This window comes from Spirochaetales bacterium (genome assembly GCA_016930085.1).
GTDB lineage: Bacteria > Spirochaetota > Spirochaetia > SZUA-6 > JAFGRV01 > JAFGHO01.
This window is the reverse complement of sequence record JAFGHO010000110.1, coordinates 1-16,042: the sequence shown is the minus strand read 5'-3', so window position 1 is coordinate 16,042 and position 16,042 is coordinate 1. Positions and strand designations below refer to the sequence as shown.

General features: G+C 49.9%; 15 protein-coding genes. 5 read left to right on the top strand and 10 right to left on the bottom strand.

The features are described from left to right. Positions 1-7 precede the first annotated feature (7 nt). From JW881_18925 to JW881_18885, 9 genes are read right to left on the bottom strand one after another with little or no spacing between them, the layout of a single operon-like run. Entirely contained in the window at positions 8-2,035 is a 2,028-nt protein-coding gene (locus JW881_18925; protein MBN1699601.1) for a DUF1926 domain-containing protein, read from the bottom strand. After that, a complete protein-coding gene (locus JW881_18920; protein MBN1699600.1) occupies positions 2,032-2,859 on the bottom strand; it encodes an RnfABCDGE type electron transport complex subunit B in 828 nt (275 codons plus the stop codon). Before JW881_18920 ends, JW881_18925 begins: the two co-directional genes overlap by 4 nt. A 7-nt stretch (positions 2,860-2,866) precedes the next feature. Then, the gene (gene rsxA, locus JW881_18915; protein MBN1699599.1) at positions 2,867-3,466 is read right to left on the bottom strand and encodes an electron transport complex subunit RsxA; all 600 of its coding nucleotides are present in this window, start codon (positions 3,464-3,466) and stop codon (positions 2,867-2,869) included. Beyond that, a complete protein-coding gene (locus JW881_18910; protein MBN1699598.1) occupies positions 3,463-4,146 on the bottom strand; it encodes an electron transport complex subunit E in 684 nt (227 codons plus the stop codon). The genes rsxA and JW881_18910 overlap by 4 nt, the downstream gene beginning before the upstream one ends. Next, positions 4,143-4,823 (bottom strand): FMN-binding protein, encoded by a 681-nt coding sequence (locus JW881_18905; GenBank protein MBN1699597.1) that lies wholly within the window; start codon positions 4,821-4,823, stop codon positions 4,143-4,145. Before JW881_18905 ends, JW881_18910 begins: the two co-directional genes overlap by 4 nt. Beyond that, complete coding sequence (locus tag JW881_18900; protein ID MBN1699596.1) at positions 4,820-5,827, bottom strand: RnfABCDGE type electron transport complex subunit D; 1,008 nt, start codon at positions 5,825-5,827, stop codon at positions 4,820-4,822. Before JW881_18900 ends, JW881_18905 begins: the two co-directional genes overlap by 4 nt. Then, positions 5,827-7,152: an electron transport complex subunit RsxC gene (rsxC, locus tag JW881_18895; protein ID MBN1699595.1), complete on the bottom strand. Its 1,326-nt coding sequence runs from the start codon at positions 7,150-7,152 to the stop codon at positions 5,827-5,829. The genes JW881_18900 and rsxC overlap by 1 nt, the downstream gene beginning before the upstream one ends. Then, entirely contained in the window at positions 7,149-8,744 is a 1,596-nt protein-coding gene (locus JW881_18890; GenBank protein ID MBN1699594.1) for a hypothetical protein, read from the bottom strand. Before JW881_18890 ends, rsxC begins: the two co-directional genes overlap by 4 nt. Before the next feature lie 56 nt (positions 8,745-8,800). Further along, complete coding sequence (locus JW881_18885) at positions 8,801-9,265, bottom strand: divergent PAP2 family protein (protein MBN1699593.1); 465 nt, start codon at positions 9,263-9,265, stop codon at positions 8,801-8,803. Between the two features lie 319 nt (positions 9,266-9,584). Between JW881_18885 and JW881_18880 the strand changes: the two genes are divergently transcribed. From JW881_18880 to JW881_18860, 5 genes are all read left to right on the top strand, one after another. Next, on the top strand, positions 9,585-10,589 hold the full coding sequence (locus tag JW881_18880; protein ID MBN1699592.1) for an RluA family pseudouridine synthase: 1,005 nt from the start codon (positions 9,585-9,587) through the stop codon (positions 10,587-10,589). Next, entirely contained in the window at positions 10,586-11,203 is a 618-nt protein-coding gene (locus JW881_18875; protein ID MBN1699591.1) for a ThuA domain-containing protein, read from the top strand. Before JW881_18880 ends, JW881_18875 begins: the two co-directional genes overlap by 4 nt. 253 nt (positions 11,204-11,456) lie before the next feature. Then, positions 11,457-12,668: a metallophosphoesterase gene (locus tag JW881_18870; protein ID MBN1699590.1), complete on the top strand. Its 1,212-nt coding sequence runs from the start codon at positions 11,457-11,459 to the stop codon at positions 12,666-12,668. 149 nt (positions 12,669-12,817) lie between these two features. Then, the gene (gene cheB / locus JW881_18865) at positions 12,818-13,957 is read left to right on the top strand and encodes a chemotaxis-specific protein-glutamate methyltransferase CheB (protein MBN1699589.1); all 1,140 of its coding nucleotides are present in this window, start codon (positions 12,818-12,820) and stop codon (positions 13,955-13,957) included. Next, positions 13,950-15,374 (top strand): hypothetical protein, encoded by a 1,425-nt coding sequence (locus JW881_18860; protein ID MBN1699588.1) that lies wholly within the window; start codon positions 13,950-13,952, stop codon positions 15,372-15,374. The genes cheB and JW881_18860 overlap by 8 nt, the downstream gene beginning before the upstream one ends. A 26-nt stretch (positions 15,375-15,400) precedes the next feature. On the opposite strand, the gene JW881_18855 is transcribed toward JW881_18860, so the two are convergent. Beyond that, on the bottom strand, positions 15,401-15,799 hold the full coding sequence (locus JW881_18855) for a response regulator (GenBank protein ID MBN1699587.1): 399 nt from the start codon (positions 15,797-15,799) through the stop codon (positions 15,401-15,403). Positions 15,800-16,042: the final 243 nt, after the last annotated feature.

The window sequence follows — 16,042 nt, the reverse complement described above, 5'->3', positions numbered from 1 at the left end:
ACGGTCTTTATTTTTTCTTTTTTATAGAAAGCCGGAGCACATTGTTCCATGTTCCCTGCGGCGAAAGACTGAGATTCCATGTGGCGAGGAAACAGGACGATTGATAAATCCTGTCAAGGGTTTCGATCGATTGGGATATCGTTTCAACCGGATGGCTGAAAAGTGAAAAGGAGCGGGTCGAGTTCAGGGTAATGACGGTACTGTTATGCAGGTCATCGATGACGCACGATTCGACATTGCCGGCTTCGGCATCACCGTTCCCCAGAGTCGATGTTTTCCCGTTCCCGGTAATGGTGATGCGAAAATCCTCCGGGTGATTATAGGAGAAAGCGAGATTGATCTCGATCCCGAAAAAAAATTCATACGGGCGTTCCGACGTATTGGTCAGAGTATAGTGAACCTCGATGAACGAGGTTTTGAAGAGATATTTCTTCTCGATCAGCAACCCGTTGTTTTCGTTATCACCGCGAAACGTTCCGTGACGGCTCAACTCAAGTTCGAGGTTCTCCTTGTCTATCCGGCTGCACTCATAGGGTTGATTGATAAAATCACCGAGTTCATCATACTCCATCTTCTTAAAAGATCCGGGCGTGATTGCCGGAGAAAATATATGATCGATAAATGCCTTTCTCATATACCAGTCGTACCCGTTTTCCCGCTCCCTGTATCCGTGATAGTATTCGAGCGAACGGGACAATGTATCGAGGTAATTCCAGCAGCGTGGAAGATAATCGAGCTCGAACAGCATACCGCCCTTTCTGTGGACATAGGCATTCAGCTTGTCCCCCTGGTAGAGATATTCGTCGATCCCGTCCATATCGAAATCCGCGGTAATGATGGAAGGAAGAAACATCCCCTTGTCCCGCGTCATGAGTTCCGCCTCGATAAGCGAGCGGTAGACTTCCTTACGCAGATGATTCAGGTATATGCCACCGAATTTTCCATGCCAGTAGGCGTGATTGCACTGACCTTTCCAGAGTTCCGTTTTTGCCGCCTTTTTTTTGTATTTATCACCCCTGATCTGATTGACAAAAATATTCACGTACATCATTTTCGAATACATAAGGTTGCTTTCGGGGTATTTACAGAGGAACCCCTTGAACAATCCGCCGGGAAGAAATCCGTTTTCGCCGGATTTCACCGCCACTTTTCTTCTGACGTCTGAAAGCCTTTTTGTCCGTGACGGGGAAAGCACCCAGTCCATCATTTCATCATACAACATAGAAGGAAAATATATCTTATCCCTGACCGCGTTCGACCTCAGATACCTTGTTGGATGAACGGGGACGATGCAATCCGAAGCGTCCGCGATGAGGTCCATAAAACGGGACAACCAGTTTGTCTTGTAACAGCGCTCATACGATCCTTTCCACTCCCCGAACTTTTCACCATCGTCTATGATGGTCACCACCCGGTCGCCATCCTCGTTCGCCAGGCTTTTTATGTAATTGACGACCTCATCGGGATCCTTGTTGGGGATGATGAATCGCAGCGGCTTGGAAATCGGAAATACGGAGATGATCTTTCCGTGGTCTTCCGTCAGATAGGGATAAAAAAGATCTTTGTCGTCGATGCCCGCGGCTTTGAAGTGTATATCGTCGAGGAAAACATACTCGATGCCGCTGTTCCGTAAAATAGAGGCGTAGTTGGGTTCCCAGACGCGTTCGGTCACCCATGTTCCCCTGGGCCGTCTTCCGAAACGCGAACGAATGAATGTCGTCATATGTTCGATCTGGCCCAGTTTATCCGAGTTCGGGATCATGGAAAGGACGGGTTCGTAATAGCCGCCGCCCAAAAGCTCAACTTGTTTGCGTTTCACCATCTCATCCAGAAGCATCAAAAACTCCGGATGCTTTTCTTCCAGCCATTCAAAAAGAACGCCGTTGTAGTGAAGGGTTACCGGAAACTCGGGATGTTTGTTGAGAATGCAGAGAAAGGGCTTATAGGCGTGCTGATAGATCCCCTCCATCACGGTTTCAAAATTACCGACCGGTTGGCTGTTGTGAGTACCGAATATAATTTGTATCGTTTTCATGTTTCAGTAACCTGAATCGTATTCCTTATAATACACTTCGGAGGACATTTTTGGGCGGCGGCACTCCGGTCGCCCCGCATCCGGTAATCTATCCGCGCGAGATTGTTTTCGACAATAAAACCCCCCTCCGGGGATTGTTTTTCACACACTTTGCAGCCGATACAGCCCACCGAACAATATTTTCTCACCGCGGCGCCTTTATCCGTCGATCGGCAGGCCACGAAAAAATCCGTATCGTGAGGGAGAAACTGCATGACGCCGGTCGGACACACTTCGATGCATTTGCCGCAGCCGATACATGTTTCCCCGTCCACCCACACGAGATTTTCATCATCATAATCGATAGCGGCGACAGGGCACACGCGGATACAGCTTCCCAGCCCCAGACAGCCGAACGTACATACCTTGTTTCCGTCGTAGAACGCAAAGAGAGCGTTACAGTCCTTTATCCCATTGTACTCGAACCGGTACTTCACCGTTTTTTCTCCTCCCCTGCAAAGCACCTGCGCGACTTTTTTAACGAATGAAACCTCCAGATCGACGCCCATGATTCCGGCGAGTTTTTCCGCCGTCTGACTCCCGCCCGCCGTGCACAATGTCAGGGCCGCCTCTCCGCCCACAATCGCCTCCGCGTACGAAACACAACCCGCGAATCCGCAGGCGCCGCAGTTGAGTCCGGGAAGCGCCTCTTCGAGTCTGGCGGTCCTCATATCCTTTTTGACGGCGAACAACCGCGAAGCCAGCGACAGCAGCAAACCGAAGGTGACACCGAGTCCCCCGACAACGAGAAATGCCCACACTATATGTATCAAGACCTCGACCATATTTCTCTCATCCCCCGCCCAACAGATTTTTCAGCAGCGCCTTGTCGAAGGCCATAAAGGCCAATGCCATAAGTCCAGCGGTGACAAAGGCGATCGGGATACCCCTGAACGGTTTGGGGATCCATTCCGTTTCGTATTTTTCCCGTAACGAGGACATAAGCAGGATAGCAAGCAGGAAACCGGCCCCGGCGGAAAATCCGGCAAAAAAACTTTCAATCGCATTCATTTTTTTATCGACCACCGCTATCAGCGCGACACCCAGTACCGCGCAGTTAGTCGTGATAAGGGGTAGGTAGATACCGAGTGCCTTGTAAAGCGGCGGTGAAATTTTCTGTATCACCATCTCGACAAACTGCACGAGTGCCGCGATCACGAGGATAAAGGTGACTGTTTTCAAAAAATTGAGTTCCAGTTTTACGAGGAGAAGATTCCATACCAGCCAGGTCACGAGCGAAGCGATCGACATGACGAAAATGACGGCGAATCCCATACCGATGGCCGAATCCATCTTTTTCGATACCCCGATAAAGGGACAGAGCCCCAGAAATTTGGTGAGAATGAAGTTTTCAATAAGGACAAAGGTAATGAGAATTCCGATGTATGTCATGATACCTGCTTCACCTCGCTTTCAGGGGCGTGCGCGACTTCACCCTTGGATTCACGGGGTATCCGTCGCCTGGTCTGAAGCCAGTTGAAAAAAGCCTTGAGGTACCCCATCACGAGCAGGGCACCCGCGGCATAAGACCATACCTTTCCAGGATACTCATTCAGCCACCCCAGCTTCACGGTACCGTCGAACCCGATCGCCTGTATGGGGAAGAGGGTAATCGTCCCCGAACCGAAAATCTCGCGGATAACCGCGATGAGAAGAAGGCCGAGGGTAAAACCGATTCCCATACCCAGGGCGTCCAGGACCGAGTGCAGCAGCGGGTTTTTACTCGCGAAGGCCTCGGCGCGGCCCAGAATGATACAGTTGACGACGATAAGGGAAACGAATATTCCCAGATTCTTGTAGAGACCGGGAGTGAAGGCTTTCATGACCAGCTCGACAATGGTAACAAATGACGCGATAATCACGATATAAGACGGGATGCGCACCTTTTCCGGGATAAAATCCTTTAAAAGCGAAACACAGATATTCGATCCCAGAAGCACAAAGATAACCCCTGCCCCCATACCGAGGGCATTCACCACCTGGGTCGAGACGGCCAGGGCCGGACAAAGTCCCAGAACAATGATAAAAAGCGGATTTTCCCTGATAATACCCTTGGTAAACTCCTTGATCATTTCCCTCCTCCCAGCTTTTCCTTTACGTAATCCGATCCCCCGGCGAGTGCCCGTGAAACACCCTGAAAGGTGATCGTTGCGCCGGTTACCGAATCGGAAGCGCCCGTTTTTGGTTTTCCGAAAAACCATTCGAAAACTTTCAGTAATACATCGTTGACCGACGTTACTGCGACCTCCGAATACGCCGTTGCCCCGGACGCCCCCGTCTGTGCTTTAAGAAGCTCGATGGTGGTGGGAATCGGCGGCCCCACGGTACCGCCCTTGCCGATGAACTTTTTCATGTATTCATCCGATTCGGCCTTTTTCCCCAGACCGGGCGTTTCCGTATTCTCCATGAGTTTGGCGCCCTTCAATTCCCCGTCCGTCGCATACAGCGCGAGCAGCGTCATGGGATCACCGTAACCGTATCCGCGGAGTTCGAGAACATACCCGGTCACATCCGATCCTTGCGTAATCGTATACACCGAAGTCACCGTCTCATCGTCGACCGTATGTTTTTCCCCGATGCCCCCTGTTGTCACGAGGTACTCCAGCGCTTCTTTTTGCTGCTCTATCCTGTTTTTCTCGATGCGGGGTGCGGTGAGGGTATTGAGCAGGCTTAAAATAACCGCCGAGGCGGCACAGATGATGAAAAGCTTGAGGCCGATAACGGCAATCTCGGACACGGAAACCTTCATTTCGTTTCTTCCTTCACATAACCGAATTTGACCGGTTTTGTCAGCCGGTTGATCAACGGAACGAAAATATTCATGATGATAATGGCAAGCGATACCCCTTCGGGGAATCCCCCGAAGATCCTGATGACAAATGTGAAAAAACCGCATCCCGCCCCGAACACAAGCATCCCCTTCCGGGTTACCGGACTCGTCACCATATCAGTTGCCATGTAGAACGCGCCGAGAATGAGTCCGCCGCTTAAAAAATGAAAAAGGACATCTCCCTGAAAAAGTCGGCTGCCCGCCGGTATACCCCCGAAGATCCATACAAGGAGGGTAAACGTCCCGATATAAGCGGCGGGAATCTCCCACGTGATGATTTTTCGTATAAACAGATATATCGTCCCCGCGAGGAGAAGCAGGGCCGACACCTCCCCGATACACCCTGATATTCTTCCCAGAAAGAGATCGAGGTAGCTGCCGTGTTGAAGAAAATCAGCGGCACCCCGGGCGAGGGGGGTCGCGCTTGTCACCGCGTCGGAAGCGGCGACGGGGGTGACACCCGTCGCCGCATCCATCGCCGACAGGGGGGCCGACCACCCGGTCATTTCCTCCGTCCAGCAGAACATGGCGAAGACGCGGCCGGCGAGCGCCGGGTTCATCCAATTCCTGCCCAAACCGCCAAAGGTGTGTTTGACGACAGCAATGGCGAAGACGGAAGCGGCGACGGGAATGAATCCCGGCACCGACGGCGGCATGTTATACCCGACCAGCAGCCCGGTGAGAAATGCGCTGCCGTCGAACACCGTAATGTTTTTTCTCACCGCCCCGACGACGAGTTCGGTAAGCACCGCCGCTGCGATCGACACCAGGATAACCGCCAGGGCCCCCGGACCGAAATTATAAACGCCCCATGCTCCGGCGGGGACGAGACACAAGACGACACTCCACATGATTCGTGCCGTCGAATCGCCCTCATGAATATGGGGGGAAGACGTTATGCGCAATTGATTCGGATGGTCCATTACTGTGCCTTTTTCCTCAGCATGAGTTTCCCCAGTTTCATCCCCTGCACAAGAGGAAGATGGGCGGGACAGGTGTACCCGCAACAGCCGCATTCCTTGCAATCCATAAGTCCTTCCGCCTGTGCGTCTTTGTACATACCGTGTTCGATGAGTTTGAAAAGGTATGTCGGGTTGAGGGAGAGAGGGCAGGCGCGGATACATCGTCCGCACTGGATACAGGAAGTTTCACTGCGGTTTTTCAACTCCTTTTTTGAAAGCGCGACAATGCCTGAAACGCCTTTGGTCACCGGCGTATCCAGGTCGTAGAGCGCAAAACCCATCATCGGTCCGCCGGCAATGATTTTGGCCGGATTGCCGGTAAAACCGCCGCATTCCTCGATAAGCTCGCCGATTTTTGTTCCGATTCTCACCTTGAAATTCGCCGGGTTTTTAATCACCGATCCGGTTACCGTGACAATTCTCTCGATAAGCGGTTTTCGATAGACGACGGCTTCGTATACGGCGAAAACAGTGCCTACATTCGATACGACCGCCCCGATATCAAGCGGCAGGCCGCCTGAAGGGACCTCTTTTCCCGTTATCGCCTGAAGCAGTTGTTTTTCATCACCCTGCGGATACCGTGTCCTGAGCGTCACGACCTCGTATTCGAGCCGCGACTCCGCGACTGCCCGGCCGACCGTCTCGACCGCATCCGGTTTGTTTTCTTCTATACCGATAACGACCTTGCCGGGAGAAAGAATTTTTTCAATAATGCGGATTCCTTCGATGATTTCTTCCGTTTTCTCGAGCATGAGCCTATGATCTGCGGTAAGGAACGGCTCGCATTCCACGCCATTGACCACAAAGTAATCGAGTTTCACGTTCCGCTTGACGGTGTATTTGATATGGGCGGGAAATGTGGCGCCGCCGAGTCCGACAATCCCATTCTCCGCTATTATATTGATTAGCTCTTCACCTGAAAGGGTCTCCCACGATCTTTTGGCCACATCCTTGCCCGAACGGTCGAATTCCCCTGAAAGATCCGCAACCACCGCCTTGCTTCTGACACCGGTCGGAAGATAGACCTCGGTTATATCCCTTACGGTACCGGGAATGGAAGAATGAACGGGTGCGGAAAAATATCCGGTCGCCTTGCCGATCGGCATCCCTTCCCTGAGAATATCACCAGGCCGTACCAGACATTCGGCCGTTTTCCCCATATGCTGCAACATGGGAATAATCGCGGTCGACGGAACGTGGGCATTCTTGATCGGTATTTTCTGCGTATACTGTTTGTATTCTGAAGGATGTATCCCTCCCGCCTGAAAGGTTTTTAGCTCACTCATGCGGCCTTCTGAGTCCTCCTCCCCGTAAAACTTGTAGTACCATACAATCGGGATGCTGTCAAATGGAAATCGCCAAAAAATATAAATAAATAGACTATGCTGAATATCAATATACTACTAAATACAGGATACCCGACAAGGTAATAATCACCGGCCGATCCGGCCGAGACATGGAGGGGCCGTTGTTGAAGGAAAAGGAGTTCCTCGATACTGTTTTCTTTTATCGAACCAATGACAGCGTCGAGCCAGGCTTCATCGCACGTGTGCCTGGTTTTCAAGGTTTGCACGATACTCCCGTCCCCGCTTTCTTCCCGGTATTCACCGGTGAGGATTTCCTCATGCAACGCCGGAAATCCGTACACCGCCCCGTCGCTTATCCCTTCCTGATAAAAACGATGCGACACATAATCCGAAAGATCAGGAAGGTACTCACGCCGCTTCGTTTTTTCGAGTTCGATAAGCCCCTGATATGAAATGGCATCGGACCCGTCTTGCCGGAGGGGAAGCGGCAGGCCGGTATCGGAAGAACCGCCCATCACGACATACATGAGAATAAAACAGCATGCGACAATCGCGAGAAGCGCCGCATCGGCGGCCATCGTCTCACCATGAAAATGGAAGCCGTTAGTAATGCCTTTATTGAAACTTTTACGGGACAGAGGAAACAGACGAACAGGGGTAAATAATCTGTGTTCCCGCTGCGTTTCCTTCCGCAACCGAAAAAGAAGGGTAAAAACCGAAAGGGAAGCCGACGCGAAAGCAACGAATAACAGAGAGAAAAGCCCCGCCCCGCCCCCTTGCAGAAGCCTGATAACGAAAGCGGAGAAAAGGGCGCCCCCCGCTATCAGTCCGCTTTTTATGAACCTGCCGTTGGTCCCCATATCCCATTGATAAAGGATACGGTTGTCAATGGCGAGAGAGGACTCCCGGTAAAAACGAAACCAGGCGGGGTAGATAATAAAAAAACAGACTAAAGAAACCATATCCCCGGACAAAGTGAACATCAGCCACGGGAACAATCCCAAAATCGCGGGTGCTTTATGCGGAGACTTTCTTTCCCTGAAAAAAATAAAACACACGGCAAAAATCAGGGCGAAAAAGAAATACAGAAATTGTTCATGAAGGCGCACATCCGGACTCGACATCGTTATCGAGCGTGTGTTGACGATTCCGCCCGCCGTGAGGGAAAACAACACCCTGTTGAGACGCGTTTTAACATAGATCACCCCGCAGCCGTCACTGTTTAGGAAATAACGGTGCAGTGATTTCATATATGCATCATTACGCGGATCAAGGGGATCGAGGCGGCTTTCGAGTTCCGAAACGGTGATTTCCTCAAGGGTTTCCAGGTTATTGAACGTCACCCGTGAAGTGTCCTTTGATACAACCCCGGTAATCCCCGGTACCCGCGCGAGTCGTTCGCAGACGGGTGCGATCTCACCCGGTGTATCGAGAACAAGGGTATAATAACCCTTCCACAGGGTACGGGTTTCATCGGCCGGGGCAAAAATAATCCCGATTAAAAAGAGGAGAACGAATACAAAAGATATAACCTGCGGTATAATGCCTTGAAACAGCCATTCCTTTTTCATGACACATTTCCTCGTCCACCGATATTCGTCGTTTCACAGAAAAATCAGGTCTTCCGTTACAGGGTGCAAAAAGCGACGGCGATAAAAAATCCGAGTAGAATCCCCATCATAACTTCCGAAATCCTGTGTCCGTGAATTTCCTTGACCGGCTTAATTTTCATCGAATTGTGTGATTCCAATTTTGATATGATCTGGTTGATCGCCTTGGCCTGGGATCCAGCCGCCCTTCTCACGCCGAGAGCATCCCGCACCGTGATAAACGCGTAGAATACGGCCACGATAAAAATAGGAGATGTGGCGCCCACTTCAAACCCGATCGCGGTCGCGAGGGCACTCACCACTGCGGAATGACTCGAGGGCATACCGCCGGTGGTCCAGAACAGACTCATCAGTATCTCTTTTGCCGAGTGCGGGCGGTTGCGAACAATCTCGATAATGGATTTGATTGCCTGTGAAATAAACCAGCTGAAAAATGCCGCTCGAAATATCGGATCCTTAAAAAAGGAAAATAATATATCCACGTTTCTACTCCCGGTATACCGTCACTTTTTTTTTGACAAGCATACCCTGTTATTGTGTCCTCTGTAAAGACTTTTAAAGCATACATATGATATAAAAATGGGGTCTTTCGCTCATTTTCTCATCCCGGCTTACCACCCGGCAGCTTTACATGTTTCGTGTTTTCTGATAGAGTGGTGTGTCCGTTACCGGTGTGATTCAATATAGTGACGCGGGCTGTACGGGAGCAGCATGTGAGTTGTACCGTCGACCGGGGATAGTGACTGTCAAACAATAGATATCAGGCCGGGGTTAAAAAATATAATTTTACCTGATAATCGAATGAGTCAAAATGATTTCCCTATTACAGACAATGATGAAGGCCGGCGTGTCGACAGAATCGTCAGGAAAATGTTTCCGTCCTTCCCACTGAGCATGATTTATCGCCTCATACGAAAGGGTTCGATCACGCTTAATCATCATAAGACAAAGCCGGGAAAAATCGCCGCAAAGGGTGATATCCTCACACTCGACCAATCCCTTGCCGATAAATACCGGGACGAAAAACCTCGTAAGTGTATATCCGAAAACACCGGTGAGCGGCTAAAAGAGGAATTACGGCCGCTCATCCTTTTCGAAGACAATCATATCCTTGTGATCAATAAACCCCCCGGGCTTCTCGTCCATGGCCCGGATTCACTCGAACAACGGGTGAGCGCTTATTTCGCTTCGGAAACCGATACCTCCCTCTCATTTACACCCGGCCCCGCCCATCGCCTTGACAGAAACACATCGGGTGTCATCCTCTTTTCAAAATCGATTCGGGGCGCGAGATCCCTCTCCGAAGCCTTTCATAACGGGCGTATCATAAAAGTGTACATCGGTTGTTTTGAAGGTATTATTGAAAATGAAATATACTGGGAAGATATCCTGGCCAGGGACAGCCGGAATATGACGACAAAAGCGGGTATTCACGACCGCGGGAAAAAGGCGGTAACGAGGATCATCCCCGTCAAAGCGGCCGGAGAAAAAACTCTTGCCGTTTGTGTGCTGCTAACGGGAGTAACGCACCAGATCAGGTCGCAGGCGGCCATACACGGCCACCCCCTCTTCTGTGACAGGAAATACGGAAGCAGGGAACGGACCGGCCGCTATATCCTTCATGCAGCCGGCCTGTCCTTTTTTCCCGAACACCCGCTTTTCGGCGGCCGCCTTTTCACCGCTTCCCTCCCCGGGCAGACGGCCGCGCGACTCACGCTGATTTTCGGAACATCCCCCCTCGCATCAGCCGCGGGGCTTGTCGGAACCATCTGTCAAAACTGCATGAAGAAAGGATCCTGTCAATGAAAAAGGCACTGATACTCGGTAATTATTCGAATGCAGCCTATCATCCGTTCGCCGGAGTCGACCGGCGCCTGACCGGTATTTTATCCGTTGATTTTTCCGTCGTTACAAAGGAAGACCGCTCGATACTGTCTTCTCCATCCCTCGGTGAATTCGATCTAATAATTTCCTACGCCGATGACTGGGAACGCTCCCTCCCCGATGACCGGATGGGGGGACTTATGTCCCATGTCTCATCCGGCGGCGGAATACTCGTCATTCATAACGGAATTTCATTCCAGGGGAGGCCGGAATTCGCACAACTCATCGGTGCCCGGTTTGTCACGCATCCGCCCCGAACCCTTCTCACCTATACATACGGACCGATTCCCCATCCCGTCACCGACGGTCTTCTTCCCTTCAGGCTGTTCGAAGAGCCCTACCGATTCATCTTCAGCCCTTTGGCCGTGCTTACCGTTATTCTCGAAACTGCCCCTTATCCGGCCGGATGGGTCAGACAGTTCGGAAAAGGGAGGGTGGCCTACCTCGCACCAGGCCATGAAGAGGAAATTTTTACCGATCACGCCTACAAGGCGCTTATCCGGAGAACGGCGCGCTGGACCGCTTGCATCCTCTGATATCCTGCGATCGAAAATTCAAGAAAATCGGAAAAAAAGTGATATATTATTAATCGGGGCAATATTCGGTATCACAGAAACCTTCACATCACAATAAGTATGAGTGGAAGGGCGGAGCGGGACATCCGCCTGCCGCACCCGGTGATTACCGCCACGGCCTCATCGACCGCAGCGGCTGCATAGACCGTGGCGGTTGCATTTTGAGGAGCCCGAACCGGGAGAGGTGAAGGCCGAGCCGTGAGGGAGGGAATATATGCTTCGAAAAGCCGTTATTCTCCGGATACTGGTCTTGTGTATCGGTTTTGTGACGGGATGTGATTTTATCGTCTATTACCCGTATTTGGAGCGTGATTCACATCCGGTTTCATACTCCTTGCAATCCGAACAGGCCCGCGGAAACTCATCCCTAACAGCGATGCAGACAAACGTTCTCCCGCCGGGAAATGCCGATTCCCATTCTCCCTGGGACCCGGAAATAGAATCGTCTGAACACGGAAATCAGTCGGGCCATTCGACCGGAAACGGGCCATTCTCCCTCATTATCCTTCCGGACACTCAATATTACTCGGCCTATTATCCTCATATATTCAGGGCGCAAACCGCCTGGATAGCACAGAACAAAGACGCCCTTAATATCGCCTTTGTTCTTCATGAAGGCGATATTGTTCAGCACAACAGAGAGAGTGAATGGGAAGCGGCCCGGTCGTGCATGGCGATACTGGACGGTATTGTTCCCTATGCCCTGACAATCGGCAATCACGATATCGGATCTCAAGGACTGCTTTGCAACATACGCGATTCGACACGCTTTAACCGGTACTTCCCCGTACGGGACTTCGTGAGTCTTCCCTCATTCGGGAGTGTCTACGAACCGGACAAACTCGAAAACAGTTGTTACCTCTTTCACGCCGGAGGAATCGACTGGCTCGTTGTCGCTATCGAGTTCGGACCGCGCGATGAGGTACTCCGGTGGGCAAACAGGACCATATCATACTACTACAACCGTAAGGTGATCATCCTCACCCACTCATATCTTTACTATGACAATACATTGCACGGATCAAAGCGGCACCACAAGTGGACCCCCGCCTCATATGGCATCAACAAGGGACCGGACAGTGTCAATAACGGGCAGGAAATCTGGGATAAATGCATCGGGAATCACGACAATATCGCCTTTGTCTTTTGCGGCCATATAATCAAAGGCGGCACGGGATTCCGGATCGACCGGTCGCCGGGCGGCAACAAGGTGTATCAGATGCTTGCAAACTACCAGATTCTGGAACGGGGCGGAAACGGGTATCTGCGTATTCTTTCCTTTGATCCCGCCGGGAAAAACGTCACCGTCCGCACCTATTCCCCCTTCCTGAACCGCTTCCTCACCGGAAGCGATAACGAGTTTGTCATTGAAGAAGCCGATTTCTTCGAAGAAGCCGATTTCTTCGAAGAAGCCGATTTCTTCTGAGAAGTGCCATAGCGCTTTTACGTTGACCGGAGTCGCTTTCTTCCAAAAAAAGATTTGCATTCATCAAAGGGTTTTATTATCTTTAGTAAGTATCGGCTTTCAAGCGTTTTTTATTGGTAAGGAAGAAGCATTATGGAATCAGCGGTATCATGAAAACGATAAGACTTCTTGTCGTTGACGATTCGAGTGTCGTACATCTTGTTCTCGAAAAAATAATCAAGGAATATGACGGAATCGAGATCGTCGGCCAGGCATACAACGGCCGGGAGGGAGTGGATTACACAAAAAAGCTTTCACCCGACGTGATCATCATGGACATCAATATGCCGGGCATCGACGGCCTGCAGGCGATCGCCGAGATTATGAATGAAAAGCCCACTCCCATTATCGTTTTTTCTTCCGCGAGCGCGGAAATCGTCGATCTGAGTTTCAAATCGATTGAAATGGGTGCCGTTGACATCATCGAAAAGCCTTTTTCGACCGATCCCGAATCCCTGAAACAACAAATCCGCCAAAAACTCATCCGTACGATCAAAACCTTCGCGGATTTCAGGGTCATGCGAAGGATAAAAAACTCAACGATAACCGCCTTGACCGACAAATCGGAAGCATTGAAAACGGTCGGAGAACGGCTCAAGAAAAAGCACGAGGAACTCCTTGTCAAAGGAGAACAGATAGACCGGGAAGAAAACCGGGGCGTCGAGGACACCGAATTCCCCGTCATCGGTATCGCCGCGAGTACGGGCGGTCCGCAGACGATAAGGATGTTCGTCGAGAATACTCATTGCCGGAAAATACAGGCGGCTATCGTGATCGTCCAGCATATGGCGGAAGGATTTCTACAGGGCTTCAGCGACTGGCTGCAAATATATTCGCCCATTCCGGTCGGCATCGTGAAAAACGGAGAACCCGTAAAACCGCATCGTATCTATATCGCTCCGGGTGAATTTCACCTCGGTTTCAAGGATAATCGATTTATTTATATCGACCGTCCTCCGATATTGGGAATAAGACCATCGGCAAATATCATGTTCGAATCTTTGGCGGAGGCATTCAAACAGCGGGCGGTCGCGGTTATCCTCACCGGCATGGGAGACGACGGGGTAAAAGGCCTCGCCGCTGTAAAACAGAACAATGGACTCATCATCGCCCAGAACGAGGAAAGCTGCATCCTCTTTGGGATGCCGAAAGCCGCGATCGATTCCGGACAGGTCGATACAATTCTTTCCGTTTCCGAAATAACCGAATTTCTGGCCGAGTATTCCCTGAAGCGAGAGTATAATGATTAACGAAGTAATTTTAACGGAGATCCAGGAGATTATCAAAAACAAAACAGGTATCGTTTTGAGCAGAGAAAGGATCTTCGATCTGGAGATCGTTCTTCAAAGCAGATTCATTAAAACGAACACCACACCCGTTTCCTATCTTTCATACCTGCAGAACAACTACAACGAACTCATTTTACTCGCCTCTCAATTCACGATCCAGGAGACGAGTTTCTACAGAAACAAATCCCATTTCGACCGCCTGAAATATCAGATATTTCCCGATTTGATAAACGAAAAAAGGGAATCGAACAGGGAACTCGTCATTCTTTCAGCCGGCTGTGCCACGGGTGAGGAACCGTATACGATCGCCATGATTCTCCACGATCAGATTCCCCGTTCCGAGAAATGGAACATAAGAATTATCGGCACCGATATCAATGCCGATGTCCTCGATTACGCCAGAAATGGAATCTATACGAAATACAAACTGAGAAATATCGAACAATGGTACGTTGACAGATTTTTCATTATCGATAAAAACAAGCCGGAAACGGCGTATCAGTTAAAACCGGTAATAAAAAACATGATCGAGTTCAGGCAGTGCAACCTGATTCGTGAACCCTTTGAATTGAGCGACCTCGAGAATGTCGATGTCATCCTCTGCGAGAACGTCATCATCTATTTTAACCAGGAATCGACCCAGCGGCTTATTTCGAATTTTTACACGATACTGCGGAACAGGGGATTTCTCTTTCTCGGTTATTCTGAAACCCTCAACCTTCTCGATCACAACTACAAGCTCTCATGGTGGCAGGATTCTTTTGCCTACCAAAAAGACGAATCGATGCCTGAGGAAAAGGGTAAAAAGCTGTATATACCGGCGGACCTTTTAAAAAAAAAACCGGAATTACGGAATGATATTAAGAACCTCGACAGAAAATCCTACGAAGAAATCCTGTATCTGCTGATAAAAAATTTCGACGAACAGAATATCGATAATTGTATCGAACTTCTGGATTGCCTTGAAAAAAGCAGCATCCGCACGGACGAAAATTTTCATGTTATCAAGGCCGAATACCTCATCGATACAAGGCGGTATATCGATGCGGCGAACACGTGCAGAAAATCCATCAGTCTCAATCCCTATCAGCTGGATGCCCACATCATGCTGGGGTACATCTATCTCGAACTGGATATGCTGGAAAATGCGGAATTCGAATTGAAAACTTCGATTTATATCAACAACACCTCGATCCTTGCCTGGTATTATTCGGGGATCTACTATAAAAAAATGGGCGACGTCAAGGAGTACGAACATTGCATGGACAAGGCGCGATCGCTGCTTGCCGAAAATAAATACACCTTCAAGACCCGCCTTTTCCCGCTCGGCAAAGGAAAAAGACAGCATATAATGGACGCGATAACGAACGTGAAATGACGGTAGTCCCTCAACGGGGGACGGCGTTACGGAAGGAGATACCTCGTAATGAAGCTGTATATTTCTTCCGAGGCCTTGCTCGATTTCATGATAAAAGCACTCGCCCCTCTGGCCAGGGCTTCCCTTCCCTTGTCTTCCGCTGTGGTGAGAACGATGACGGGAAGTGTCTTCATTTCCGGTTTTCCCCGGATAAACGATAATAGATCCAGGCCGGACATTCCCGGCATGTTCATATCGGTGATAACGAGTTTTATTCCCCTGTCACGGTTAAGTATATTAATCGCCTCATCGACATCAGCGGCACCGGTGACATTGAATTTCTTCATGGAAAGTGAGAATTTCAGCGACGCCCTCGTCGCTTCCGAGTCATCGACAATCAGTATTTTTATCGAATGTTCCCGTTTCCCCGTCAAGGTATCATTCATCTGACTTTAATGTAGCAAAATTCTATCACATAGTCAATAAATGGGAATTGTTTTCAAAAACAACCGATAATCCGGCCTTTTCTATTCTTGTATGTATCGGTCATCTGTGATTTCACGGCGTCAACCTGTAAAATGCGGAACACGTCGGCTTCACAGAAAGCCGACATAAAACGAAAAAGAGAAATTCTATTGTATTTTCAGATTATATTCATATACTTTTAAGTGTTCGTATACTTTTAAGTG

Coding starts and splice junctions, on each gene's coding strand:
- JW881_18925 (MBN1699601.1), bottom strand. CDS start 2,035: ATGAAAACGATACAAATTATATTCGGTACTCACAACAGCCAACCGGTC.
- JW881_18920 (MBN1699600.1), bottom strand. CDS start 2,859: ATGGTCGAGGTCTTGATACATATAGTGTGGGCATTTCTCGTTGTCGGG.
- rsxA (MBN1699599.1), bottom strand. CDS start 3,466: ATGACATACATCGGAATTCTCATTACCTTTGTCCTTATTGAAAACTTC.
- JW881_18910 (MBN1699598.1), bottom strand. CDS start 4,146: ATGATCAAGGAGTTTACCAAGGGTATTATCAGGGAAAATCCGCTTTTT.
- JW881_18905 (MBN1699597.1), bottom strand. CDS start 4,823: ATGAAGGTTTCCGTGTCCGAGATTGCCGTTATCGGCCTCAAGCTTTTC.
- JW881_18900 (MBN1699596.1), bottom strand. CDS start 5,827: ATGGACCATCCGAATCAATTGCGCATAACGTCTTCCCCCCATATTCAT.
- rsxC (MBN1699595.1), bottom strand. CDS start 7,152: ATGAGTGAGCTAAAAACCTTTCAGGCGGGAGGGATACATCCTTCAGAA.
- JW881_18890 (MBN1699594.1), bottom strand. CDS start 8,744: ATGAAAAAGGAATGGCTGTTTCAAGGCATTATACCGCAGGTTATATCT.
- JW881_18880 (MBN1699592.1), top strand. CDS start 9,585: ATGAGTCAAAATGATTTCCCTATTACAGACAATGATGAAGGCCGGCGT.
- JW881_18875 (MBN1699591.1), top strand. CDS start 10,586: ATGAAAAAGGCACTGATACTCGGTAATTATTCGAATGCAGCCTATCAT.
- JW881_18870 (MBN1699590.1), top strand. CDS start 11,457: ATGCTTCGAAAAGCCGTTATTCTCCGGATACTGGTCTTGTGTATCGGT.
- cheB (MBN1699589.1), top strand. CDS start 12,818: ATGAAAACGATAAGACTTCTTGTCGTTGACGATTCGAGTGTCGTACAT.
- JW881_18860 (MBN1699588.1), top strand. CDS start 13,950: ATGATTAACGAAGTAATTTTAACGGAGATCCAGGAGATTATCAAAAAC.
- JW881_18855 (MBN1699587.1), bottom strand. CDS start 15,799: ATGAATGATACCTTGACGGGGAAACGGGAACATTCGATAAAAATACTG.